This window comes from Weizmannia sp. FSL W8-1119 (assembly GCF_038008605.1).
GTDB lineage: Bacteria > Bacillota > Bacilli > Bacillales > Bacillaceae_C > Weizmannia > Weizmannia coagulans.
In genome coordinates this window covers 2553063-2578718 of sequence record NZ_JBBOZL010000001.1, presented here as the reverse complement: position 1 = coordinate 2578718, position 25656 = coordinate 2553063, and the positions used below count along the sequence as shown (strand labels likewise).

Annotated in this window: 15 protein-coding genes and 1 CRISPR repeat array (1 of these 16 cut by a window edge); of the genes, 12 read left to right on the top strand and 3 right to left on the bottom strand. The window is 45.6% G+C overall.

The window, feature by feature from the left end; genetic code table 11:
* Positions 1-235 precede the first annotated feature (235 nt).
* From NSQ19_RS12675 to fni, 4 genes are all read left to right on the top strand, one after another.
* The gene (locus tag NSQ19_RS12675; RefSeq protein WP_340702942.1) at positions 236-2275 is read left to right on the top strand and encodes a Na+/H+ antiporter; all 2040 of its coding nucleotides are present in this window, start codon (positions 236-238) and stop codon (positions 2273-2275) included.
* Positions 2276-2497: 222 nt separating this feature from the next.
* Positions 2498-2728 carry an excisionase family DNA-binding protein gene (locus tag NSQ19_RS12670; protein WP_013860408.1) on the top strand — a complete coding sequence of 77 codons (231 nt, stop codon included), beginning with the start codon at positions 2498-2500 and terminating at the stop codon, positions 2726-2728.
* A 21-nt stretch (positions 2729-2749) separates the two neighbouring features.
* Entirely contained in the window at positions 2750-3418 is a 669-nt protein-coding gene (locus NSQ19_RS12665; protein ID WP_258921099.1) for an N-acetylmannosamine-6-phosphate 2-epimerase, read from the top strand.
* A 93-nt stretch (positions 3419-3511) separates the two neighbouring features.
* The gene (gene fni, locus NSQ19_RS12660; protein ID WP_328192275.1) at positions 3512-4543 is read left to right on the top strand and encodes a type 2 isopentenyl-diphosphate Delta-isomerase; all 1032 of its coding nucleotides are present in this window, start codon (positions 3512-3514) and stop codon (positions 4541-4543) included.
* Positions 4544-4597: 54 nt separating this feature from the next.
* Here fni and NSQ19_RS12655 read toward each other — a convergent pair whose 3' ends face one another.
* The 3 genes from NSQ19_RS12655 to NSQ19_RS12645 all read right to left on the bottom strand — a co-directional run bounded on the left by NSQ19_RS12655 (position 4598) and on the right by NSQ19_RS12645 (position 6201).
* Positions 4598-4720 (bottom strand): hypothetical protein, encoded by a 123-nt coding sequence (locus NSQ19_RS12655; RefSeq protein ID WP_013860405.1) that lies wholly within the window; start codon positions 4718-4720, stop codon positions 4598-4600.
* Between the two features lie 119 nt (positions 4721-4839).
* Positions 4840-5334 carry a DoxX family protein gene (locus tag NSQ19_RS12650; protein ID WP_340702941.1) on the bottom strand — a complete coding sequence of 165 codons (495 nt, stop codon included), beginning with the start codon at positions 5332-5334 and terminating at the stop codon, positions 4840-4842.
* A 279-nt stretch (positions 5335-5613) separates the two neighbouring features.
* Positions 5614-6201: a nitroreductase family protein gene (locus tag NSQ19_RS12645; RefSeq protein ID WP_019722097.1), complete on the bottom strand. Its 588-nt coding sequence runs from the start codon at positions 6199-6201 to the stop codon at positions 5614-5616.
* A gap of 149 nt (positions 6202-6350) precedes the next feature.
* Between NSQ19_RS12645 and NSQ19_RS12640 the strand changes: the two genes are divergently transcribed.
* From NSQ19_RS12640 to cas2, 8 genes are all read left to right on the top strand, one after another.
* Positions 6351-9596 (top strand): DEAD/DEAH box helicase, encoded by a 3246-nt coding sequence (locus tag NSQ19_RS12640; RefSeq protein WP_340702940.1) that lies wholly within the window; start codon positions 6351-6353, stop codon positions 9594-9596.
* Positions 9597-9785: 189 nt separating this feature from the next.
* On the top strand, positions 9786-12209 hold the full coding sequence (cas3, locus tag NSQ19_RS12635; protein WP_340702939.1) for a CRISPR-associated helicase Cas3': 2424 nt from the start codon (positions 9786-9788) through the stop codon (positions 12207-12209).
* Between the two features lie 197 nt (positions 12210-12406).
* Positions 12407-13126, top strand: coding sequence for a type I-C CRISPR-associated protein Cas5c (gene cas5c / locus NSQ19_RS12630; RefSeq protein ID WP_340702938.1), 720 nt, complete (start codon positions 12407-12409; stop codon positions 13124-13126).
* Positions 13127-15013, top strand: coding sequence for a type I-C CRISPR-associated protein Cas8c/Csd1 (gene cas8c / locus NSQ19_RS12625; RefSeq protein ID WP_276210544.1), 1887 nt, complete (start codon positions 13127-13129; stop codon positions 15011-15013).
* Positions 15014-15034: 21 nt separating this feature from the next.
* Positions 15035-15895 carry a type I-C CRISPR-associated protein Cas7/Csd2 gene (cas7c, locus tag NSQ19_RS12620; RefSeq protein WP_168985563.1) on the top strand — a complete coding sequence of 287 codons (861 nt, stop codon included), beginning with the start codon at positions 15035-15037 and terminating at the stop codon, positions 15893-15895.
* Complete coding sequence (gene cas4 / locus NSQ19_RS12615) at positions 15885-16541, top strand: CRISPR-associated protein Cas4 (RefSeq protein WP_328192270.1); 657 nt, start codon at positions 15885-15887, stop codon at positions 16539-16541. The genes cas7c and cas4 overlap by 11 nt, the downstream gene beginning before the upstream one ends.
* Complete coding sequence (gene cas1c, locus NSQ19_RS12610) at positions 16538-17569, top strand: type I-C CRISPR-associated endonuclease Cas1c (protein WP_195850229.1); 1032 nt, start codon at positions 16538-16540, stop codon at positions 17567-17569. Before cas4 ends, cas1c begins: the two co-directional genes overlap by 4 nt.
* 10 nt (positions 17570-17579) lie before the next feature.
* Complete coding sequence (gene cas2 / locus NSQ19_RS12605; protein ID WP_029143053.1) at positions 17580-17870, top strand: CRISPR-associated endonuclease Cas2; 291 nt, start codon at positions 17580-17582, stop codon at positions 17868-17870.
* Between the two features lie 168 nt (positions 17871-18038).
* Positions 18039-25656: a CRISPR direct-repeat array (repeat unit 32 nt; unit sequence GTCGCTCCCTACATGGGGGCGTGGATTGAAAT) (it continues 3645 nt past the right edge of the window).

Here is a 25656-nt window from a genome sequence, read left to right as displayed (position 1 = left end):
TAGCCTCCTACTCGATTTCTCTAATATTTTTTAACGTGCGGCGATGGTGGCCTGTTCGGCAGATAAAAGATTGAAGCAACGGCCGGTCCGCGTTAACATAAAATTATCAAAATATTGCCATCACCGCCAAAAATTTCGTTACAGCTCGTTTTTTTACACGCTTTTCACGGATATTTGGGTATAGTTGTATTAGTGGATTTAATAAACATAAGAGGATAAGGGGAAAAATATCCATATGAACATGTTTCTGATTTTATTGATCTTACTTTTGCTTGTTGGCATCTCCGATATTTTAAATCATTTTATCCCATTTATTCCGGTGCCGCTTATTCAAATTGCCCTCGGTCTTGCGTTTGCAGCCGTGCCGGTCGGGGCACATGTCCCGCTTGAACCGGAATTGTTTTTCGTGTTATTTATCGCACCACTGTTGTTTCATGATGGAAGAAACGTATCCCGCGAAGCCATGTGGAGGCTGCGGAATCCGATTTTGCTGCTTGCGCTCGGGCTTGTTTTTGTCACGGTGTTTGCGGTCGGGTATATTACCCATCTGATGCTTCCCTCACTCCCGTTTGCGGCAGCATTTGCCCTGGCCGCCATTTTATCCCCGACCGATGTTGTAGCAGTCAGCGCCATTTCCGAGCGGGTAAAAATTTCACGCGTGATCATGCACCTGCTGCAAGGAGAAGGGCTATTAAATGATGCATCCAGCCTTGTTGCATTTAAATTTGCGATTGCGGCAGCGGTCACCGGGTCGTTTTCGCTTGCTGAAGCCGGCGCCAGTTTTTTGCTCATCTCGATCGGCGGCTTTTTAGGCGGCGCATTGCTGGCATTTTTCATTATCCGTTTCAGGGTGCTGATTCGCCGCCTCGGAATGGAAGACGTCACGGTCCATATACTCATCCAAATTTTAACTCCGTTTTTCATTTACCTTGCTGCGGAACATTTTCATTTATCTGGCATTTTGGCGGTTGTCGCCGGCGGAATGGTCCATGCCGTTGAGCGTGAACGGGAACAGTCCCCAAATCTTTCCTACCAGATCGTTTCGCGCAGTACTTGGACAGTTTTAGCCTATATTTTAAACGGCCTTGTCTTTGTCCTTTTAGGCCAGCAAATGCCGGCAGTACTCGGCGAAATTTGGACAAGCCCGGATTTTAATAACGGCACGGTGATTTTGTATATCGTTGTGGTCACGGCCGCCCTTTTGCTGCTCCGGTTTCTCTGGGTGTACGCCGTGTGGTGGGTCGGATGGAAGTCAAAAAAACAGCGCCTTGCAAAGCCTTCCCTAAAGCATACGGCGATTACAACGATATCCGGCGTCCGGGGGGCGGTTACGCTGGCCGGCGCATTCTCTATTCCGTACACCATTGCAAGCGGAGCTCCTTTTCCGTATCGTTCTTTGCTGATTTTTATTGCGGCCGGTGTCATCCTGCTGACGCTTGTGATCGCAAGTGTGTTCCTGCCTCTTTTGGCGAAGCGGGAAGGAAATGAGGCAGATCGTTCAGAGCGTAAAGCGGAAAAAAATGCTTCAATCTTTATCAAGGAAGCGGCAGTCCAGTCTGTGCGCGAGGAAGTGAATGACGAGAACCGGGAAGCGGCAGCGGCTGTGATTGACAACTATCAAAATATGCTGCATCAATTAAAAGCGGAAAAAAGTGAAATAGATTCACTTGAATTCAAACGGATTGAAACGGAGACAAGGATGAAGGCGCTGGAGGCGGAAACGGATTATATTAATGCTTTGATGAAATCAAAACGCATTGACCAGGAGATGGCTTTTTTGTTCCTTGAATATATTCACCGGATGGAAATTGCCGTTACCGATAAAATGAAGTTCAGGTTTTTGAATTTATGGACCCTTTTCCGGAAAGGCGCCACCCGGTTCCTTTTCCTCTTTTACCCGAATAAGGAAAGACGCCGCAAACAGCGGATTAACCGTTATGCGAAAATCAGGCAAATTAAAATTGAAATGGCGGAAGCGGCGATCCGGGCCATTAAATCGGGAATGACAGAGGAAAACAGGGAAATTTCGTTTCTTGTCATCAGTGAATACCGGAAGTTTATCCGGATTTTGAACAAGCCGAAAAATATGGAGGCATCCCTGAAGTATACCCAGATGGAAAGGGAGCTGCAGGAAAAGGCTTTTCAGGCCGAGCGAAACGCTGTGCAGGTGCTGTTTGAACGGGGGGAAATTTCAAGGGAGACTGCCCGCAAACTCCGCAGGCAAATCAATATCCGGGAAGTGTATTGGATGGAAGAACATCAACTCCATGCATGATATAATAATCTTAGAAGGCCGTGCCGGAACGAATGCGGCATCCGCAAATTAATCAGGACAGGCTTTTGTGCGCTTTTTCCGCACACGGGCTGATATAAAATGGCGTAATCTGGCTCCTTCTATTGTTAATCCGGCTTCATTTTGTGTAGTGAATATGATCCGGGATTGAAAGCCTCGTTGTATTTTCCGTATTCCAAAAAAAGATGAATCGGGGTGCCTGCAATGTATTTAACCATTCAGGAAACAGCGGAATATCTGTCTTTGCCGGAACCGGTGATTGAGAAACTGATCCTGCAAAGACGCATACGCGCCGTGCATGATGGAGAGCAGTATTTGATTAACCGGGATCAGTTTGATATTTATTTGCAACAGCTCGAAAAATACAGGCAGCTTGTGGAAGAATGGCTGAATGAACCGCTTCCGGAAGATCCGGACATCAAAGACGAGGACTAAACGGATATTGGAGGATTTGGAATGTTTGACAAGGTAAAAGGAAAGCTGATTGTGTCATGCCAGGCGCTGGAGGATGAACCTTTGCACAGCCCGTTCATCATGTCGAAAATGGCGCTCGCAGCAAAAGAAGGCGGAGCGGCCGGCATCCGGGCAAACAGCGCTGACGATATCCGGGCCATCAAAGCAGAAACAGGGCTGCCTGTCATTGGCATTGTCAAAAGGGATTACGAAGGTTCAGAAGTGTATATTACCCCAACAAAAAAAGAAATTGACGAGCTGTTTGCCGTAAAACCGGATATGATCGCGCTTGACGCAACCGGCCGGAAACGCCCGGGCGGCGAAACGCTTTCCGGTTTAATCGGATATATCCATGAAGCCGGCCTACCGGTGATGGCCGACATTTCGACGTATGAAGAAGGATTGCAGGCAGCAAGGCTCGGTGCGGATTGTGTCTCCACAACGCTTTCCGGCTACACCTCCTATTCTCCGAAACAGGGAGGGCCCGATTTTGCATTGCTCAAGAAGCTTGTGGAAGCCTTGGCGATTCCCGTTTTTGCAGAAGGGCATATCAATACGCCGGCTGAAGCGAAAAAAGCGCTCGAATTCGGGGCGTTTGCAGTTGTGGTGGGTTCAGCCATTACAAGGCCGCAGCTGATTACAAGAAAATTCGCAGAGGCGATGAGGGCATAGAGCTTGATGAAAATGCCGGGTAAAGCCAGAAACGGCTTCTGGTTGCAAACCGATACAGGAAGGAATGGCTTCCATACGAAAGGTGACGTGAAAATGGAAGATTCATCTATCTCAAAGCGGAAAGCGGAACATATCCGTGTTGTGCTTGAGGAGAATGTCGCCGGGAAAGATATAACAACCGGCTTTGAAAAATATCGTTTTGAACATCAGGCGCTGCCTGAACTGGATTTTGAAGAAATCTCGACGGAAACGGCTTTTCTTGGCAAACCGTTGAAAGCCCCGTTTTTGATCAGTTCCATGACCGGCGGCACTGCCCAGGCCCGCACCATTAACCGGAACCTGGCGCAGGCGGCAGAGAAAAGAGGCTGGGCCTTTGCGTTAGGGTCGACACGGGCTGCATTGGAAAGCCCGGAACAGGCGTATACTTTTCAGGTGCGGGATGTTGCGCCGCATATTCCGGTTTTGGCCAATCTTGGCGCCGTCCAGCTGAATTACGGCTACGGGATTGACGAGTGCCGCCGGATTGTGGAACTGACCGAGGCGGATGCCTTGATCCTGCATTTTAACTCCTTGCAGGAAGTCTTCCAAAAGGGCGGCAATACGAATTTTAAAGATCTGCTTGTGAAAATTGAAGACATTTGCAGCCGCCTGGAAGTCCCGGTCGGCGCCAAAGAAGTCGGCTGGGGCATCAACGGCCGCCTTGCTGAAAAACTTTATTCCGTTGGCGTTTCTTTTGTTGATGTTGCCGGCTCAGGCGGGACATCGTGGAGCCAGGTGGAAAAATATTTAACGTCCGATCCGTTGAAAAAAGCGGCAGCAGAGGCATTTTCGGGCTGGGGAAACCCGACGGCAGAGTGCCTTACCCAGGCCCGCAACCTTGGGCTGCAAGGCACTTTGGTCGCAAGCGGCGGCTTGAAAAACGGGATGGATGCCGCCAAAGCCATCGCCCTCGGAGCCGACTTGGCGGGATTCGGAAGAAAACTGTTGCACGACGCAGTGCATTCAGTGGATGCGCTGCTTTCTACTTATGAACAAACAGAGCTTGAGCTGAAAATTGCCATGTTCGGAATCGGGGCAAAAGACTTGTCCGCTTTGAAACAAACACCGCTTTTGAAAAAAATGTAAACCATCCGGCTGCATAAAAAACCCCGGCTCCCGTTTTTGGGAGGCCGGGATTTTTTATTTTTTCGCGCCTGCAAAGTTAGACAGTTGGTCCATCAGTTTGCTGCGTGATCTTTTATTCCGTAATAAATAGGCAGCACCTAAAGCGACTGCTGTCATGGCCATTGATTTTTTCATCATCCATCACATCCCTTTCTTTTTTCGTATGTTTGTACTTTTCCCCTTGTATGCGGAATTAAACAGTTTAAAGCCAAAATGAAAAAGCAAACCCGGAAAAGGTTTGCTTTGAAATGGACCGGTTAATGGGCAGGGCGCGGTTTATGGGCCCGGTTTTGGAAATAATTTTTTATTGCCGGGATGGCGATACGGTCAAGTCCCCAGTAGTAAGATGCGCTGCCTGTAAACAACAGAATGATGGCGACGGTGTAAAGGACCGGGTTGGTGCTCGTTGTGCCGGCAAGCATAAAATTCAGGTTCATAAACGCGCCTGCAATTAATGTCGGGATGGTTGCCAGCCCGACAATCAGGCCAAGGCCGACCAGCAATTCCCCATAAGGAATCAGCACATTAAAAACATGGACATTCGGTACGGCAAAATGGGCGAGGAACGCTGCATACCAGCCTTGAACTTCGGCATTTTCACCAGCTGTTTTTGCCAGTGCTCCTTTTAAAAATCCGGAAGCATCAAACCCTCCTGTCAATTTATGGAAACCAGCTTCCAGCCATTGAATGCCGAGCCAAATGCGGATGATTGCCCAGATAATGCTGACTTTGGAATCATGATACCATTTCATTTTGAACATCTCCTCAAGATAAAATGATCATTTCATGTGAATTCCTTCACATATCTTACATTTTTAGAATACAGCGTTTGCAACGGAATTACAATGGATTCCGGCTAGTTGTCAAGAGTTTGTGATATATTTCACATTTGTGAACAAAACATTAAAAAAGCGGCAAGCCAGGCTCACCGCTTTTTTTCGATGTTCCATTTCCATTTGCAAACAGCTTTCCCACGGCCGTTGCCGGATCCGTTGTTGCTTTGGTCAAGCTCCGGATCCCTTCTGCCGACTTTATTTTACCGGATTTCCGAAACTTCCCTCGAAAACCGATTCTTTCACAGGCCTGCGTGCAGAAGGCGTCTCTCTTTCCTGCAGGGAAGCAGGCAGTGCCTCTTTTTCACCGCGGTACCCGATGGCAATAAGGGCGTCAATTGCATAATCGGCCGGGATGTTCAATACTTCACGTGCTTTTTCAAAATCAAAGCCCGTCATCGGATGCGTGGCGAGCCCTTTTCTGACGGCTTCAAGGGAAAGATATCCCCATGCTGCGCCCGCATCAAAAGCATGTGAACCGATCGGGCCGGTTTCACTTTCCGTTTTCGAGAGAATGAGCGCAAATGCTGGGACGTTCTTGCACCACATCCTGTTGTACTCTCCGAGAAACGACAGAATCTTTTCCCTGTCTTCCTTTGTACGTGCAAGAATAAAGCGCCAAGGCTGGTGGTTATAAGCGGACGGCGCCCAGCGCGCTGCTTCAAACAAGCTCAAAAGCACCTCTTCCGGTACTTCTTTTTCCAAAAAAGAACGCGGTGACCATCTTTCCAAATAGACCGGATCGATATCATAGTGCGCTTCACGCGGCGATGTTGTCTTTACCATGGGGATTCCTCCTTATTGATGTCATATCTTTTTTATATTAAAATAATCCAACGCAATCTACAAACGATTCAACTCGGGCAAAAAATGTATTTATGTGCCTGTTATTGTATAATGGTACTCAGGAGAAAATACGAACAGGATGATCTGAATTGGTTGAGCTTTTGCTTTTTGAAGAAGATGTTGAAGATATGTATTCCCCCGCTATTTTCCGCAGAGGAATGAGGTATTACCTTGAAGGACGGGTAAAAAAATTGATACCTGATTCTACTATGGAATTTACCTGGACGGCAATCGTAAAAGGATCCAAAACCTATTACGTCACCGTTCGGTATGACGAAGAATTCGGGGGATTTGCAAACGAATGCACGTGCCCGGCATTTGCACAATACGGCGAGTGCAAGCATGAAGTGGCGGCCATGCTTGCGATTGCAAATAGGGAGGAAGAGGTGGCGGAACCGGATATTGGCGATGTTCCGGAGACGCACCAGAATATGAAAACTTTACAATTGATGAATATTTTTTCCGGCCTTCAGCAAAGCATGATGGAAACCAAACACCATGCCGCGAGAAAGCCGCTTCGTCTTGAATATTTTTTAAAAGCTACGAACATTTCCGGCTTTGGCTCTGACCACTTTTTAACCATTGAATTTAAAATTGGGCCTGGCCGGACATATGTGGTGCGCAACATAAAAGAATTCCTTGGCCATGTCAGCCACGGGAACCCGCATGAATTTACGAAAAACTTCACTTATGATCCGGATGAATATGAGTTTGAAAAAGAAGATCATGAAATTGTGGAGATGCTGCTTTTTATGCTTTCCACCCAGCAACTGTACGAGGCTTCTATCGATAATTGGTACAGATATACATTTGAGCGGGAACTGGTTATTCCTCCGTTTATCGCAAGGCCGCTCATAGAAAAGCTGGCAAACCGCAAGTGCAAATTTGAATATGGGCGTTATGCCTCAGACTCGATTACGGTGCAACCGGGAGAAGAACTGCCGCTTTCTTTCCGGCTTGACGGCAACAGACAGGGCGGCCCGGGCTTTTCACTGCAGCTGAAGAGCTTAAGGGACCTGCTTTTGTTTGAACAATACGGGCTTGCATTTTACAAAGGGGTTTTTTATGAAACGCCCGATGAGCAACTTGTTCTCTTAAAGGCGCTCGAAGATTTTTACAAAAACAGCGGCGATGAAGTAGAGATCCGGCAAGAGCAGATGAGCCCGTTCCTTTCCAATGTGCTGCCAGGCCTGAAGCGGATCGGAAAAGTAAAGCTTACAAATGAAATAAAAGGGAAAATCGTCCAGCCAAAACTGCAAACGAAAATTTTCATGGACAACGAAGACGAAAAAATTACGCTCCGGATTGAACATCATTACGGCTCCCGTGTCATTGATCCGTTTACGGACAAAGAGACCGCCGATGATGATAAAATTTTGCTGCGCGATGTGGAAAAAGAACAGAAAATCATGACGATGATTGAACAGTCCCCGCTCAAATACAATGGCAAACAGCTGTATTTGGAAGACGATGAAGAAGCGCTGTACGAATTTATTTTTACTATTCTACCGCAGCTTGAAGAAGAAGCGGAAGTGTATATTGCAGGCGGCATAAAATCGTATTTTCAGACAAGCCGCTACACGCCGGTTACATCGGTGGATATGGATACGAGCGGAAATTTTCTGGAAGTCAATTTTGACATGGACGGCATTGATGAAGAAGAAATCCGCAATGTGCTCCGGTCCGTGATCGAGAAAAAACGGTATTACCGGCTGCCGGACGGGGCTTTTGTCTCCCTTGAAAGCGATGCATTCGAACATATCGGGCAGCTTCTCGAAGAACTGCATGTCCCGAAGAAAGAGCTTGAAGACAACCGCCTCAAAGTCCCGGTTTACCGCGGGCTCCAGGTGGAAGAGCTGATGAAAACGCGTGATAAATACGCCGTTAAATTCGGCAAAGCGTTCCGTAAGCTTGTCCAGCAGCTGAAAAATCCGGAAGATACGGATTTTGAACTGCCAAAAGGGCTTCAGGCGAAGATGCGTGATTATCAGGTGACCGGGTTCCAATGGTTCAAGTCGCTCGCCTTTTACCGTCTTGGCGGGATTCTGGCTGATGACATGGGGCTCGGGAAAACATTGCAGAGCATCTCTTACATGCTGTCGGAAAAAGAAGCGAATCCGGATATCAAGCCGTTCTTGGTTGTAGCGCCGGCATCCTTGATCTACAACTGGAAAAGCGAGATTGAGAAATTTGCACCGGGGCTGTCGTCAGTGGTTATTGCCGGCACGCCTTCCGAGCGGAAAGCCTTTTTTGAAGCGGGCGAGCTGCCGGATGTGCTGATCACCTCATACCCGACACTGCGCCAGGATATCGGGGAGTATGAAAAAATGGAATTCAACACCCTTATTTTGGATGAGGCCCAGGCGATTAAAAACTATGCGACAAAAACAGCCGCCGCCGTCCGGAATGTGCAGGCAGGGAGAAGATTTGCGTTAAGCGGAACGCCGATTGAAAATTCTATTGATGAATTATGGTCGATTTTTCAGGCGGTTCTCCCGGGCTTTTTCCCGCCGCTATCCGAATTCCGGAAAATGGAGCAGGAAAAAATTTCGCGGATGGTGCGGCCGTTCATTCTGCGGCGCGTCAAAAAAGATGTGTTGAAAGAGCTGCCGGATAAAATCGAAACGAATCAATTGTCCGAGCTGACGAAACCGCAAAAAGAACTTTATTTGGCGTATTTGGACAGAATCCGGCATGAAACCGCCCAAACATTGGCTGAAGGGGATTTTAACCGGAACCGGATTAAGATTCTCGCGGGTCTTACCCGTCTGCGGCAATTGTGCTGCCATCCGGCCCTGTTTGTGGAGAATTACCGGGGCGAGTCCGGAAAACTCGAGCAGCTCGTTGAATTGGCCCATACGGCAATCGAAAACGGAAAACGGATACTCATTTTCTCGCAGTTTTCCAGCATGCTCCAGCTGATCCGGTCGCGTTTTTCCGGCGAGGGCATCGATTCCTTTTATCTCGACGGCCAGACGCCATCACGCGAGCGGGTCGAAATGGCAGACCGGTTTAACAGCGGCGAGAAAAATGTCTTTCTGATTTCGCTCAAGGCAGGCGGCACCGGCTTAAACCTGACCGGCGCCGATACCGTTGTGCTGTACGATTTGTGGTGGAACCCGGCTGTGGAAGAACAGGCGGCCGGCCGCGCCCACCGCATCGGCCAGAAAAACGTCGTCCAGGTCATCCGCCTGATCGCCCGTGGCACCATTGAGGAAAAAATATACGAACTCCAGCAGAAAAAGAAAGAACTGATCGAAAAAGTCATCCAGCCGGGCGAAACCATGCTGAACAGCCTGAATGAAGAGGAAATTAAAGAACTGCTGGGCATGTAAAGGGAATGTGGCGGCATCGGCATTGCCCCCCTTTTTTACGGCCCGGGTGGAGGCAGGTATGTAAGGAAAACCCCCGCAGCTGTTTGGCTGCGGGGATTTTGGGATGAGAGTAGAAGGCGAAAAAGTTCTATATTTATTCAAAAAACAATTTCTTTATTGTTATATAATGGACATAAAAGGAGGAGAGTTATGGAGTCCATTGCACATATTCGTGAAAGCGACCTGAAGGTACAAACAGTTGAAGAACATTTATTGGCAGCGAAAGATTTGGCTGAAACTTATGGCGAAAAGATTGGTGTAAAGCACATAACCGGGCTTGCTGCACTACTTCACGATTTAGGGAAATATACACACGCATTCCGCAATTATATTTTGGAAGCGGTAAACAACCCTGATCGCCCGCCGAAAAGAGGGAGTGTAGACCATTCTACTGCCGGAGGGAAGCTTTTGTACAGCATGTTCCATTCAGGGAAAACCAGTCCTCATAAAGCATTGTTAGCTGAAATGGTGGGCAATGCAATCATTTCTCACCATTCCTATTTGCAGGATTTTATCAGCCCGGAAATGGAACTAAAGTACTTAAATAGAGTTGAAAGTAAGGAAATTGACGAATTTGAAACGGCAAAGAAAAACTTTTTTGAAAAAGTGATGAGCCCATCAAGCTTTTCTGATTATGTGAATCAGGCCGAAATTGAATTAAAGCACTTTATTATGAAAGATGCATCAAAACCGCTTGCGCATAAGATGATGTTTTTAACGAAATATATTTTCAGTGCGCTAATTGATGCTGACCGGACGAACACCAGATTGTTTGAGGAAAACAGACCGGAAATAGAGCATACTCCAGTTGCAAAGTTGTTTAATCAATACTATGAAAAACTGTTACTTACTTTAGACAGTTTTAAGGAAAATTCGAGCGCTAATGCCCGTATCAACCGATTAAGATCCGGGATGTCCGAGCAATGCGATGCTTTTGCCGAGAAACCGTCCGGTATTTATACGCTTTCGATCCCGACCGGAGGAGGAAAAACTTTTGCCAGCCTGCGATACGCATTAAAGCATGCCCAACTTTATAACAAAAAGCGTATCATTTATGTCGTGCCTTTTACGACAATTATCGAACAAAATGCTGAGGAAGTGCGGAAAGTTTTGCAGGACGATGTAAATATTCTTGAACATCATTCAAACGTCGTCGAAGATGCTGATGAGAATGATGAACAACAGGACGGAATTATGAGTGCGCAGCAACGGCTGAAACTGGCAAGGGATAATTGGGATGCTCCAATCATTTTTACCACAATGGTGCAGTTTTTAAATGTCTTTTATGCGAAGGGAAGCAGAAATATTAGACGCCTTCATAATATGAGTGAAGCGGTGCTAATCTTTGATGAAGTGCAAAAAGTGCCGGTTCCTTGCATTTCCTTATTTAATGAAGCACTAAACTTTTTAAAAACATATTGCCATTCCAGCATTCTTCTTTGTACGGCAACCCAGCCGGCATTAAATTATGTTGAACATCAATTGCAGGTCAGCCCAAATTCGGAGATTATCCGCGATCTGGAAAACGTATTAGACGCCTTTAAGAGAGTTGAAATTGTTGACAGGGCAACTGATGAATCATTCAACACCGAAAAGCTTGCCGGCTTTATTGAGGAAAGAATGACAGAGGTTTCCAGTGTACTGGTGATATTGAATACCAAGCGTGTTGTAAAAGAATTATATAATCATTTAAATTCTAACGATAATACCCATATTTTCCATTTAAGTACATCTATGTGTGCAGCCCACCGCAATCAAATTTTGGAAGAGGTAAGGCACTGCCTGAATACCGGTAAAAAAGTAATATGTGTCAGTACCCAATTAATTGAGGCGGGTGTCGACGTGAGCTTCGATTGTGTCATCCGTTCCTTAGCCGGCCTGGATTCGATTGCACAGGCGGCCGGGCGTTGCAATCGGCACGGAGAGAAAGAGACCGGTTTTGTGTATGTGATCAACCATGAAGAAGAAAATCTAAGCAGGCTCCCGGAAATAAAAAAAGGCAAAGAGATTTCAAAGCGAATTTTTATCGATTTAAAAAATAATCCGTCTATCCATAATGGAAATGTTCTGTCTACCCAAGCAATGGAAAAATATTTTAAAGAGTTTTATACAGAACTTAATACCCGTTTGGATTACGATGTTCCGTCTCTTCAGAGTAATATGGTGGAAATGTTAACAGCTGACCCCAACCACTATAGTTATGCGAGGGCGTATCGCAGTAATACAAAAAAGGAATTTCCGTTGTTCTTAAGCAGCAGTTTTTATACAGCTGCAGAAAAATTCCGTGTGATAGATGATAAGACTACTTCTGTTATTGTTCCTTTTGGGAAGGGGAAAGACGTGATAGCCGAATTAAGCAGCAAAGTAACCATTGAAGATCTCGGCAAACTCATGAAAAAAGCACAGCAGTACACGATCAATCTTTACAGTCAGGAACTACAAAAGCTTGAGCAAAATGGCGGAATCATAGGTTTGTTTGACGGTAAAGTATTGGCTCTCAAGGAAGGTGCATATGATCATGAATTTGGATTGAATGTGGAGAATGACAGCGAATTGGATTTTTTGTCAATTTAAAAACCTATCATAACAGATAGGTTTTTAAATCATATAATATATATTTCAATCCGCGCTTTCACAGCGACTATATTATCATAACACAAAAACAGAAAGGAAGATTTTCTTCATATATTATATAATTTTTATTGACTAGAAAAGATTCGCATTGTATACTGAATTTATCAAAACATCCAAAAAATGAGAGGAGGGGAAAAATGAGGAATTCCATAGAATTTGAGGTATATGGCAAATATGCTTTGTTTACTGACCCATTGACAAAAATGGGGGGTGAAAAATTATCCTACCAAATACCTACCTACCAAGCGATCAAAGGAATAGTCGAATCGATCTACTGGAAACCCACTATTCTAATGGTAATTGATGATTTGCGTGTTATGAATCCAATCAAGATGGAGTCTAAGGGTGTTAGGCCGATTGAATATGGCGGCGGCAATACACTGGCAAATTACACATATTTGCGTGATGTACGCTACCAGGTAAGGGCACATTTCATTTTTAACCCACACAGGCCGGATTTGGCATTCGACCGTAACGAAAATAAGCATCATAATATTCTGAAACGTTCTCTGAAAGCCGGGGGAAGAAGAGACATTTTTCTTGGCACCCGGGAGTGCCAGGGTTATGTGGAACCCTGTTTATTCGGGGAAGGTGAGGGTTACTATGATCAAACAGAAGAAGTGCATTTTGGAACGATGGTTCACGGCATCAATTATCCGGATGAAACCGGCCGTAACGAAATGGAAGTCAGATTGTGGAACCCTGTTATGAAAAACGGCGTGATTCATTTTATCCGGCCGGACGAGTGTAAACTGGTGAGAAGAGTTGCAGAAATGGAAATGAAAGCCTTTACCAAGGATAATGTGGAGTCTGCCGATGTGCTTTTAAAAGAACTAGAGAGGGGAGGGGAATCGTGAGTGAGCTGGTTACTAAACTTATATGAGACTTATCAAGCGAATGAAGAGCAGGTCGGGAAAATTGAAAAGAAAAGAAATGATCAGGAGTACACGCTTCTTCCGGTTTCACATACCACACAAACTGCACATTTAGAAGTGCAGGTAACGGAGGATGGAAATTTTTATTATGCGGAGGTAATTAATGATAAAAAGGATGCGATTACATTAATCCCGTGCACAGAAGAATCATCCAGCCGTGCCGGTTCAAAAATAGCTCCTTACCCATTGCATGATAAATTGATTTATGTAGCCGGCGACTTTGTGGCTTATGGAGGAAAAATAAAAAAAGAAGAGCCTTTCTCTTATTATATTCAACAATTAGGTGAGTGGGCAAATTCTCCGTTTAGTAATGCGAAAGTGCAGAGTATCTATGCATATTTAAAAAAGAAACAGTTAATCCACGATCTTGTAGAAGCGGGAATTTTGTTTTTGGATAACAACGGGCAGTTAATTGATAAATGGGACAGTAAGTATGGTGATAAGCCTCCATTATATTCAACAGTTACAGGGAGTGTTGAGAGCGCTTTTGTAAGGTTTACTGTTTATTCGCCTGAAAAAATCCTGACCAAAGTATGGAAAGATCCGGAAATGTACGAATCATTTATAAAATTTTACAATCAACATTTAAGTGACCGGGATCTTTGTTATGTAACGGGTGAATTTTTGCCAAGCACAGAGAGGCATGCTAATAAAATCAGAAATTCCGGAGATAAAGCCAAACTGATATCTGCGAATGACTCAAGCGGGTTTACGTACAGAGGGAGATTTACTGAAAGCAAACAAGTGGCAAGTATTAGTTATAAAGCATCGCAAAAAGCTCATAATGCGCTGAAATGGTTGATCAACAAGCAGGGAAAAATAATCGATAACAGAGTATTTCTTGTATGGGAAAACGGCGGAAATGAAGTGCCGTCAGTCACCGAAGATTCATATGACATTACTAGTCTCGATCCTTTTGCGAATGGAAACAATCCAAAAATAGCTTTTACAAACCAGGAATTTGCACGTGAATTTTCTAAGGCAATGGATGGATATAAAAGCAATCTTTCGACTGAAGCCAGTATTAATATTTTGGTTTTAGATTCGGCAACAACCGGAAGAATGGCTGTCCTTTATTATCGAAATTTAAATAAAGAGATTTATTTTGAAAATTTGGTAAAATGGCATACAACTTGCGCCTGGCTCCACCGTTATCGAAAAAATGAGGACAACCAGCCAATTTTATTTTTTGGTGCGCCTGCAACAAAAGATATCGCGTTCGCGGCGTATGGTCCGAATGCAAGCGATAAAGTTGTAAAAGGTTTAATGGAAAGAATGCTTCCGTGTATTGTGGAAGGGAGAAGAATCCCAACAGATATTGTCAGAAGTGCCCTTCGGCGTGCATCTAATCCGGTTGCTCTGGAAAAATGGGAATGGGAAAAAATATTAAGCATTGCTTGTGCACTGATTAATAAAGAGGAGGGATATAATTTGGCACTTGATAAAGAAAATAACAACCGCGATTATTTATTCGGAAGGTTGCTGGCCATTGCGGACGTACTCGAACGAAATGCTTTGGATTCCGGCGAAAATCGTGCTACCAATGCCATCCGATATATGAATGCATTTTCACAGCATCCTGCACGCACTTGGGGAACGATTCAGGCCAGTTTGCAGCCCTATCAAGTCCGGCTGGGGAAAAAAGGGACGTACTACGCCATGTTAATAGATGAAGTCGCTTCTAAACTTAAATATGAAGATTTTAATGACAGGCCTTTATCGGGTAAGTTTTTGCTTGGCTTTTATAGCCAGCGCTATGATTTATATCAGAAGAAAGATACCAGTACTGTTGGACAAACTAAAGAATAAAAGATTGAGAGGGGACTAATTATGCCAGCTTTAGATCATAAGATTGATTTTGCCGTTGTGTTGTCTGTTACAAAAGCTAATCCCAATGGAGATCCGTTGAACGGAAACCGCCCGCGCCAAAATTATGATGGTTATGGGGAAATTTCTGATGTTGCGATTAAACGTAAAATCAGAAACCGTCTTCAAGACATGGGCGAGTCAATTTTTGTGCAATCAAACGATCGAAAAAATGATTCGTACAACAGTTTAAAAGAACGGGCGGATGCGAATCCGGAATTGAATAAGATTTTTAAGTCTAAAGACGGATCAGGTGAATCTTTTGCTGCGATCGCGTGCCAAGAGTGGATTGATGTCCGCAGTTTCGGCCAAGTATTTGCTTTTAAAGGATCCGGCAATAAAGGTGTATCTGTAGGGGTAAGAGGCCCTGTTTCAATCCATACTGCTACCAGTGTATCTCCAATTGATATTACAAGCATGCAAATTACTAAAAGTGTAAACTCTGAGCCTGGCAAAGACCGGGGTTCCGACACTATGGGGATGAAACACCGCGTAGACTTTGGTGTCTATGTATTTTATGGGAGTATCAATCCCCAGTTGGCTGAAAAAACAGGATTTTCAAATGAGGATGCCGAAAAAATCAAGCAGGCCTTAGTCACATTATTTGAAAATGATGCTTCTTCTGCACGTCCTGAAGGGAGCATGGAAGTTAAAAAAGTGTATTGGTGGGAACACCAGTCCAAATTGGGCCAGTATTCGTCGGCAAAAGTGCATCGGTCATTAGCCGTTACACCACTTGTAGACAATCCTAAAACATTTGAGGATTATGAGATTACTTTAAATGAACTAAACGGTTTAAAGGTTGACGTCATCGATGGCATTTGATGAAGATGAATACCTGATGTTGTCGGGCATCCAACATTTTCAATTTTGTAAGCGGCAATGGGCATTGATTCATATAGAGCAAGCGTGGGAAGAAAATGTAAGAACGGTTGAGGGGCAAAATATCCATCAAAAAACGGATAGCCCCTTTATCCGTGAAAAGCGTGGTAGTAAATTAATTGTCCGGGCAATGCCAATTAAATCAAATGAATTGAAATTGACTGGAATATGTGATGTTGTTGAATTTGTCAAGGATGAGAATGGCGTTGAAATTTATGGAAATGAAGGGAAATATATTCCTTATCCCGTCGAATACAAACGCGGAAAACCAAAAAAGAACGATTCGGATATTTTACAGCTTGTTGCGCAAGCGATGTGTCTTGAGGAAATGCTTCTATGTGAGGTCAACAAGGGCTATATTTTTTATAACGAAATCAAACACCGAATTGAAATTCCGATAACCCCGGATGAAAAAAATAAAGTTAGAAAGATTGCTGCTGAGATGCAAGATTACTATCAACGCCGCTATACGCCAAAAGTAAAAACCGGCTCCTTCTGCAACCAATGCTCCCTTCAGAATATTTGTTTGCCGAATATCATTCGTAAACGTGCTGTTTCCAGTTATATAGAAGGGAAGATAAAGGAGTGAAAAAACTTCTGAACACTTTATTTATTACGCAGCCGGATGTTTATTTATCCTTGGATGGAGACAATATTGTGCTTTTAAAAGAGAAGGAACAATTGGGGAGACTGCCACTGCACAATTTGGAGTCAGTCGCTGCTTTTGGTTATACCGGGGCCAGTCCTGCCTTGATGGGGTACTGTGCGGAAAGGAATATTTCTCTCATATTCTTTACAATGAACGGCCGCTTTCTAGCCAGAGTAATTGGTAAAAGCAGAGGAAATGTTGTTTTGCGAAAAAAACAATACCGTATCTCAGATGATGAAATCGCTTCGGTTCAAATTGCCAGAAATTTTATTATTGGGAAGATATACAACCAAAAATGGATTCTTGAAAGAATGACAAGAGATTATCCGTTGCGTATTGATGTTGCGCAATTTAAGGATGTTTCCCAGCTTTTATCCGCCATTATCAAGCAGGTCAGACTATGTGATAGTTTAGAAACATTGAGGGGGTTAGAAGGGCAGGCTGCCATCAATTACAATAAATTATTTGACCAGATGATTCTACAGCAGAAGGATGATTTTTTCTTTCATTCCCGTTCACGCCGGCCGCCTTTGGATAACGTGAACGCCATGCTGTCCTTTGCTTATACATTACTGGCAAATGACACAGCTTCCGCACTGGAAGGAGTAGGCCTTGATGCTTATGTTGGATTTATGCACCAAGACAGGCCGGGCAGGGTTTCACTTGCTCTGGATTTGATGGAAGAATTAAGAGGTGTGTATGCGGACCGTTTTGTACTTTCACTCATTAATACCAAGGTAATCAACAAAGATGATTTTTTAAAAAAGGAAAATGGAACCGTTATTATGACAGACGAAGCAAGAAAAAAGTTTCTAAAAGCTTGGCAAAATAAAAAACAGGAAAAGATTACTCATCCGTTTCTAGGAGAAAAGATTTCATGGGGACTGGTTCCTCATGCACAAGCTTTGTTGTTGGCCCGGTTTTTAAGAGGAGATCTAGATGAGTATCCTCCTTTTCTGTGGAAGTAGGTGGAAGATTTTGCTTGTTGTCATTACTTATGATGTGAGTACTTTGACCGGAGCTGGGCAGAAAAGGCTGAGAAAAGTGGCGAAAGTTTGTCAAAACTATGGCCAGCGTGTTCAGAATTCTGTCTTTGAATGCTATGTTGATGCAACTCAATTTGCATCTTTGAAGATTGAACTGTCTAATATTATTGATCCGGACGAAGATAGCTTGAGATTTTATCAGTTGGGGAATAACTATAAAAATAAAGTAATGCATATTGGGGCAAAACCATCTTTGGATTTAGAGGACCCTCTGATCTTTTAGTGCGAAGGTGTAGCACACACGATTTTCCAGTGAGTTCGCACCAAAATATAAACCAATATTTTACACATATTGATTTTATATGGAAAATAGTCCTTTGTTTTGTCAGAGGAAATAGCGAAATTTGGTTGTTTTAAAAACGTACATTCGCCTTTTTGACCAAATTCCGCTGTCGCTCCCTACATGGGGGCGTGGATTGAAATATGGCCAGCGCGCGGATGACATATGGCCTCCATCGTCGCTCCCTACATGGGGGCGTGGATTGAAATAATAAAATCTTTGACAAGATTGGGCTGGGCAATAGTCGCTCCCTACATGGGGGCGTGGATTGAAATTACCTTGTACCCCTTTGCCTTTTCAGCTGCATCGGTCGCTCCCTACATGGGGGCGTGGATTGAAATACCAAATTAGTGACTGGCTTATGCCAATCGATGATGTCGCTCCCTACATGGGGGCGTGGATTGAAATATTTTGTCGAAACAGGAACAATGCGGACCGGCGGCGTCGCTCCCTACATGGGGGCGTGGATTGAAATATGCAGCGACCCGAAAGGCTACGGCGAATACCAAGTCGCTCCCTACATGGGGGCGTGGATTGAAATTTAAAATACCCATACGTTTGCCCACAAGACTAAAAGTCGCTCCCTACATGGGGGCGTGGATTGAAATCTGCCTAATAATAACAAATGGGAGATAACTTGGGTCGCTCCCTACATGGGGGCGTGGATTGAAATCGTCAGCGCAGTTTCTGATATAAACGTATAGGCGGTCGCTCCCTACATGGGGGCGTGGATTGAAATTTCAATCTGATCCCAAGTAAAACCGAGCATCTCAGTCGCTCCCTACATGGGGGCGTGGATTGAAATCTTTCTAAAGGAAGGGCGGTTTATCCGACTTATTGTCGCTCCCTACATGGGGGCGTGGATTGAAATCTTTCGCCTGATCGCCCGACCATGATGTTTGCACGTCGCTCCCTACATGGGGGCGTGGATTGAAATGACATACAGCTTACAGGTGTCAGAAGTAAAATAAGTCGCTCCCTACATGGGGGCGTGGATTGAAATGCTTCTGCCTACGATGCTCAAAAATCAACAAAAGTCGCTCCCTACATGGGGGCGTGGATTGAAATCCTATGAGCAGGGGAAAACGAGTGGAAATCAAAAGTCGCTCCCTACATGGGGGCGTGGATTGAAATTTCCGGACCATGGTCTATTACCTCATCCCGTCTAAGTCGCTCCCTACATGGGGGCGTGGATTGAAATATTATTTTGGTAATATACCCGATCAGTCTTAAAAGTCGCTCCCTACATGGGGGCGTGGATTGAAATTTGATTCGCTGTTGTCGAAAGTGGTTGACGGTAAAGTCGCTCCCTACATGGGGGCGTGGATTGAAATCCAGGTCATGGGAACATTTTTAATGGATTTGATGTCGCTCCCTACATGGGGGCGTGGATTGAAATCGGCAAATATAGATGAACAAATAGAAAAGTACAATGTCGCTCCCTACATGGGGGCGTGGATTGAAATAATTTTGCGCTGGTTGTCGCGCATGGCCCTGGTGTCGCTCCCTACATGGGGGCGTGGATTGAAATCTTCCACCCACCTGCAAATTGTCCAAATTAGTCTGGTCGCTCCCTACATGGGGGCGTGGATTGAAATAAATTGGAGACAAGACGTATGAAGCTGATTTTAGTCGCTCCCTACATGGGGGCGTGGATTGAAATAATCGCCTCGGAAGCCGAAAAGTCGAAAAAACCTCGTCGCTCCCTACATGGGGGCGTGGATTGAAATTGTCGAGCAATACACTATACGTCCTATATCCGTTGTCGCTCCCTACATGGGGGCGTGGATTGAAATAAACTGACCCTTATTTAAATAAAACTCCTGACCAGTCGCTCCCTACATGGGGGCGTGGATTGAAATAGCGACAAAATTAAAGAAGTGACCCCAAATGGTGTCGCTCCCTACATGGGGGCGTGGATTGAAATCGTCAATAATTTTTTGTTGAATTCTTCCTCGTATGTCGCTCCCTACATGGGGGCGTGGATTGAAATGTTTTCATCACCCCCTTACAGATTTTTGAGATCGCGTCGCTCCCTACATGGGGGCGTGGATTGAAATCATTATTACAGCGTTTGGATCCGTTGCCGTGTACGTCGCTCCCTACATGGGGGCGTGGATTGAAATAAGGTGTAACTGACGTATTAGAGGAAGGTCAAACGTCGCTCCCTACATGGGGGCGTGGATTGAAATTTAACAGTGTAATATTTCGTTACCTTATCCGCCCCGTCGCTCCCTACATGGGGGCGTGGATTGAAATACAGATTTTATAAATGAAATTGGGAGGGAACTTGTCGCTCCCTACATGGGGGCGTGGATTGAAATTAAAACGGAAGGGGACGAAAAAGCGGAATGATTAAAGTCGCTCCCTACATGGGGGCGTGGATTGAAATATTCGCAAAACTTTTGGCCATGAAAGCATGGTACGTCGCTCCCTACATGGGGGCGTGGATTGAAATGCCAACAAAAATGCGGTTGACGTTCTTTATGCCGTCGCTCCCTACATGGGGGCGTGGATTGAAATTTGGCGATCTCACCGATCGTGTCGCCGCGTTTAACGTCGCTCCCTACATGGGGGCGTGGATTGAAATAAAGCGAAGAAAAGGAAATAGCCGACATCAAAGGTCGCTCCCTACATGGGGGCGTGGATTGAAATTAAAACGGAAGGGGACGAAAAAGCGGAATGATTAAGTCGCTCCCTACATGGGGGCGTGGATTGAAATTAAATGGCCGGTTAACAGCCAGGGTAAAACTTACGTCGCTCCCTACATGGGGGCGTGGATTGAAATTAAATGCCCTGCTGTTTGAGTTGTGTTCAACCACGTCGCTCCCTACATGGGGGCGTGGATTGAAATATCATGCTCAAGGAAAAACTCGAAAATGGCGAAAGTCGCTCCCTACATGGGGGCGTGGATTGAAATACCGCCCGTTTGCATATTAAAAGCGCCCATCCATGTCGCTCCCTACATGGGGGCGTGGATTGAAATATCTTTTCGCACCTCGTGTAAGGCACGTTTTCGGCGTCGCTCCCTACATGGGGGCGTGGATTGAAATATCATGTTTCTCTTCTCCCTCCATAAATTTTTCAGTCGCTCCCTACATGGGGGCGTGGATTGAAATTAATATTACAGTTGACGGCGAAAAGCCAAAGTTGTCGCTCCCTACATGGGGGCGTGGATTGAAATGTTTTGGGGGCGCCGTCCGGGGGGCGTCCCCGGCGTCGCTCCCTACATGGGGGCGTGGATTGAAATTTTCCTCAGGTTTAACATTCCAGTCCCTAGAATGTCGCTCCCTACATGGGGGCGTGGATTGAAATTCCAAGTAATGATAAGTCTGTGACTGTAAAATCGTCGCTCCCTACATGGGGGCGTGGATTGAAATTCTTACTCAAACCTTTAAAAAACTTAGGTATCGTCGCTCCCTACATGGGGGCGTGGATTGAAATCCTACCCGCCCGCCGGACGCCTGCCCGCCTTTTTGTCGCTCCCTACATGGGGGCGTGGATTGAAATCCTACCCGCCCGCCGGACGCCTGCCCGCCTTTTTGTCGCTCCCTACATGGGGGCGTGGATTGAAATTAGTTTTCCATGGTTTTATTTTTTCAATAACAAGGTCGCTCCCTACATGGGGGCGTGGATTGAAATAAGTAACAAAAGGTTTTTATCCAATAAGAAATAAGTCGCTCCCTACATGGGGGCGTGGATTGAAATAAAATCTGGGAACGGTAAAGGCCGAAATTATTACAGTCGCTCCCTACATGGGGGCGTGGATTGAAATAAAAATTAGAGGCTGCCCAGGCTGCCGCAATTGAGTCGCTCCCTACATGGGGGCGTGGATTGAAATACTCGCTTTTTCCGGCGCTGGCTTGCTTGTACGACGTCGCTCCCTACATGGGGGCGTGGATTGAAATCGGTTGGGAAATTGGTGAGAATTATTTTTATGGGTCGCTCCCTACATGGGGGCGTGGATTGAAATGATTTTTGTTTTTAATCCTCCTTTTGTTGCCACAGTCGCTCCCTACATGGGGGCGTGGATTGAAATCCGTGCCAGTGGCTCGTATTCATCCGCTGTTGCCGTCGCTCCCTACATGGGGGCGTGGATTGAAATCAGGTAATCATCCGCCTTCATGCTTACGCATATATGTCGCTCCCTACATGGGGGCGTGGATTGAAATTTCTAAAACCTGTTCCGCGATGGCAACCGCTACGTCGCTCCCTACATGGGGGCGTGGATTGAAATACTTTCTCAAAATCAAAGTGAACAAAGTGAACAGGTCGCTCCCTACATGGGGGCGTGGATTGAAATCGCGCAAAAGGCCAAAATCAATATCATATTCATGTCGCTCCCTACATGGGGGCGTGGATTGAAATATGGAGCGATAATTCGTACAGCTGCTTACCATCAGTCGCTCCCTACATGGGGGCGTGGATTGAAATATTGAGAATTTTTATGTGCCTGCTTTCGATTTCGTCGCTCCCTACATGGGGGCGTGGATTGAAATTTTGGACATCTCGAGTGAAAATATAATCGGCAAGGTCGCTCCCTACATGGGGGCGTGGATTGAAATGATTAAAACAACTTTTCAGATTTACGTTCCCCTCGTCGCTCCCTACATGGGGGCGTGGATTGAAATACGGATTCGGCGTGGAGACCTCCGATGATCTCCAGTCGCTCCCTACATGGGGGCGTGGATTGAAATCTTCCAAAACCAAAAAGAAAGTGAAATACTTAAGTCGCTCCCTACATGGGGGCGTGGATTGAAATACCTTGTTAACTCCCAAGATGTTCTTTTCATAAGTCGCTCCCTACATGGGGGCGTGGATTGAAATCTTTTCTTTTGCCGTTTTGTACGTCACGCCATCCGTCGCTCCCTACATGGGGGCGTGGATTGAAATGCCGCAACCGTACTTCCCATTACATCCGCATACTGTCGCTCCCTACATGGGGGCGTGGATTGAAATTTTTTTGTTGAATGTATCAGTGCCATACCCTTTAGTCGCTCCCTACATGGGGGCGTGGATTGAAATTAAAATACAATTATCTGACAATTATATTTTACTAGTCGCTCCCTACATGGGGGCGTGGATTGAAATACGAGCAGCGACTATTTGAAAACAGTGTTGTTGGTCGCTCCCTACATGGGGGCGTGGATTGAAATACGATATATTGACCTAAGTCAATAATGGTGGTATTGTCGCTCCCTACATGGGGGCGTGGATTGAAATTTATATTTTAAGCGGATACTCTTTAGCCAACACAGTCGCTCCCTACATGGGGGCGTGGATTGAAATAATTGTTTTTACAAATGGCAAATGTAAATAAATAGTCGCTCCCTACATGGGGGCGTGGATTGAAATAAGTCCTGCATTTCAACCCGGGCATGTGCCATAAGTCGCTCCCTACATGGGGGCGTGGATTGAAATGGGTTCGCATAGCTTTCTATCTCATTTAGGTACGAGTCGCTCCCTACATGGGGGCGTGGATTGAAATATGGGCATCTTGGATAAAACTTGATTATCCTTGAGTCGCTCCCTACATGGGGGCGTGGATTGAAATTTTTGTAATTACAACAGTCGATTCCGCAACAAAGTCGCTCCCTACATGGGGGCGTGGATTGAAATGCCTGTCATATTATTGATAGTACGCATGATCAAGCGTCGCTCCCTACATGGGGGCGTGGATTGAAATATAAGCATATTGTCTATAAGTGGATGAAGGTTATGTCGCTCCCTACATGGGGGCGTGGATTGAAATTATTTTGACTTAATATACACACCATTTCTAAGAAGTCGCTCCCTACATGGGGGCGTGGATTGAAATCCCGGCGGTCGCCAAGTCCAGGGCACCCTTTAAGGTCGCTCCCTACATGGGGGCGTGGATTGAAATACGAATGTAATGCGGTCATTCAGCTGCCCTGTTGTGTCGCTCCCTACATGGGGGCGTGGATTGAAATGACGACGGTTGCGAAAGTGAAGGCGCTGAATAAGGTCGCTCCCTACATGGGGGCGTGGATTGAAATTAGCATTAATCTTCCGTTGTAATAAGCTTCTTCGGGTCGCTCCCTACATGGGGGCGTGGATTGAAATACCTGCTGGGTAAGCACAAGATTTTCGGTTTGGAGTCGCTCCCTACATGGGGGCGTGGATTGAAATAGCTTTCCATGTTGATCATAAAAAGCACTGGATGGTCGCTCCCTACATGGGGGCGTGGATTGAAATCTTTAAGATCATATTTTTTTGGCATTAAGTACCAGTCGCTCCCTACATGGGGGCGTGGATTGAAATTTCGGGTGCCGTTTTCTTTTCATCTTTATGCAGTCGCTCCCTACATGGGGGCGTGGATTGAAATACGAATGTAATGCGGTCATTCAGCTGCCCTGTTGGTCGCTCCCTACATGGGGGCGTGGATTGAAATGCTTGAACAATATGTCGAGGTCATCCCTGTTTCGTCGCTCCCTACATGGGGGCGTGGATTGAAATCAATCCATCTTCCGGACACTCTTGCTGCTGTTCCGTCGCTCCCTACATGGGGGCGTGGATTGAAATGAAATATCAACATCAGCCATTATTCATCAGCTCGCGTCGCTCCCTACATGGGGGCGTGGATTGAAATCAGCCGAAAAATGCGCTCGGTTCCGGTCTTGATGCGTCGCTCCCTACATGGGGGCGTGGATTGAAATTTTCCGTTTACAGTTATCCAGGCTTTGTACCGCAAGTCGCTCCCTACATGGGGGCGTGGATTGAAATTATCAGAAGAATTACCAATTGCTTTATCAAGTTTCGTCGCTCCCTACATGGGGGCGTGGATTGAAATAATACTCAATTGGATCCGGCTTTGCACGCTACTACGTCGCTCCCTACATGGGGGCGTGGATTGAAATTTCCACGGTCAGGCTGCGGTTTGTAAGTACTTCTCGTCGCTCCCTACATGGGGGCGTGGATTGAAATGAGTGATACATGGTTATTTGCAAGACCTCCTTTGTCGCTCCCTACATGGGGGCGTGGATTGAAATGTCCTTATCTGCGCTGTCTGCAGATTTGGGGAAGGTCGCTCCCTACATGGGGGCGTGGATTGAAATTTTTCATTTTTTAATGTTATATCGCTTTTGTAAAGTCGCTCCCTACATGGGGGCGTGGATTGAAATAAGCCGATAAGACAGTTTTAGATAAATGGCAATAGTCGCTCCCTACATGGGGGCGTGGATTGAAATAAGGGAGAATCAGAAATTCATGTCGGTTTGGTAGTCGCTCCCTACATGGGGGCGTGGATTGAAATCGCTCATGCCGTAATCCTTGGCGATTTTGGTAACGGGTCGCTCCCTACATGGGGGCGTGGATTGAAATATCATTGTACAGTTTAAGCAGGTTGACCGCTTTAACGTCGCTCCCTACATGGGGGCGTGGATTGAAATAAATGTGACTTTGCTATTGAAAAACTTGGCGCTTACGTCGCTCCCTACATGGGGGCGTGGATTGAAATCGGCGTGAACATAAACATTGGAAACGGAAACTTTGTCGCTCCCTACATGGGGGCGTGGATTGAAATGTTGGTGTAAGTTGACTCCTCAAAGTTGTGGAGGTCGCTCCCTACATGGGGGCGTGGATTGAAATTTACCGCATTTAGGTCTGCTGGATCACCTACTAAAGTCGCTCCCTACATGGGGGCGTGGATTGAAATAAAGAATGGGTGCAAGAAAAATCATTTTTTGGTGTCGCTCCCTACATGGGGGCG

What these genes read in the sequence shown, in the direction of transcription:
- NSQ19_RS12670 (WP_013860408.1), top strand. Translation starts at nt 2,498, where the DNA reads ATGTATTTAACCATTCAGGAAACAGCGGAATATCTGTCTTTGCCGGAA.
- cas5c (WP_340702938.1), top strand. Translation starts at nt 12,407, where the DNA reads ATGAGGAATTCCATAGAATTTGAGGTATATGGCAAATATGCTTTGTTT.
- cas4 (WP_328192270.1), top strand. Translation starts at nt 15,885, where the DNA reads ATGGCATTTGATGAAGATGAATACCTGATGTTGTCGGGCATCCAACAT.
- NSQ19_RS12655 (WP_013860405.1), bottom strand. Translation starts at nt 4,720, where the DNA reads ATGATGAAAAAATCAATGGCCATGACAGCAGTCGCTTTAGGTGCTGCC.
- cas3 (WP_340702939.1), top strand. Translation starts at nt 9,786, where the DNA reads ATGGAGTCCATTGCACATATTCGTGAAAGCGACCTGAAGGTACAAACA.
- NSQ19_RS12650 (WP_340702941.1), bottom strand. Translation starts at nt 5,334, where the DNA reads ATGAAATGGTATCATGATTCCAAAGTCAGCATTATCTGGGCAATCATC.
- NSQ19_RS12645 (WP_019722097.1), bottom strand. Translation starts at nt 6,201, where the DNA reads ATGGTAAAGACAACATCGCCGCGTGAAGCGCACTATGATATCGATCCG.
- fni (WP_328192275.1), top strand. Translation starts at nt 3,512, where the DNA reads ATGGAAGATTCATCTATCTCAAAGCGGAAAGCGGAACATATCCGTGTT.
- NSQ19_RS12675 (WP_340702942.1), top strand. Translation starts at nt 236, where the DNA reads ATGAACATGTTTCTGATTTTATTGATCTTACTTTTGCTTGTTGGCATC.
- NSQ19_RS12665 (WP_258921099.1), top strand. Translation starts at nt 2,750, where the DNA reads ATGTTTGACAAGGTAAAAGGAAAGCTGATTGTGTCATGCCAGGCGCTG.
- cas7c (WP_168985563.1), top strand. Translation starts at nt 15,035, where the DNA reads ATGCCAGCTTTAGATCATAAGATTGATTTTGCCGTTGTGTTGTCTGTT.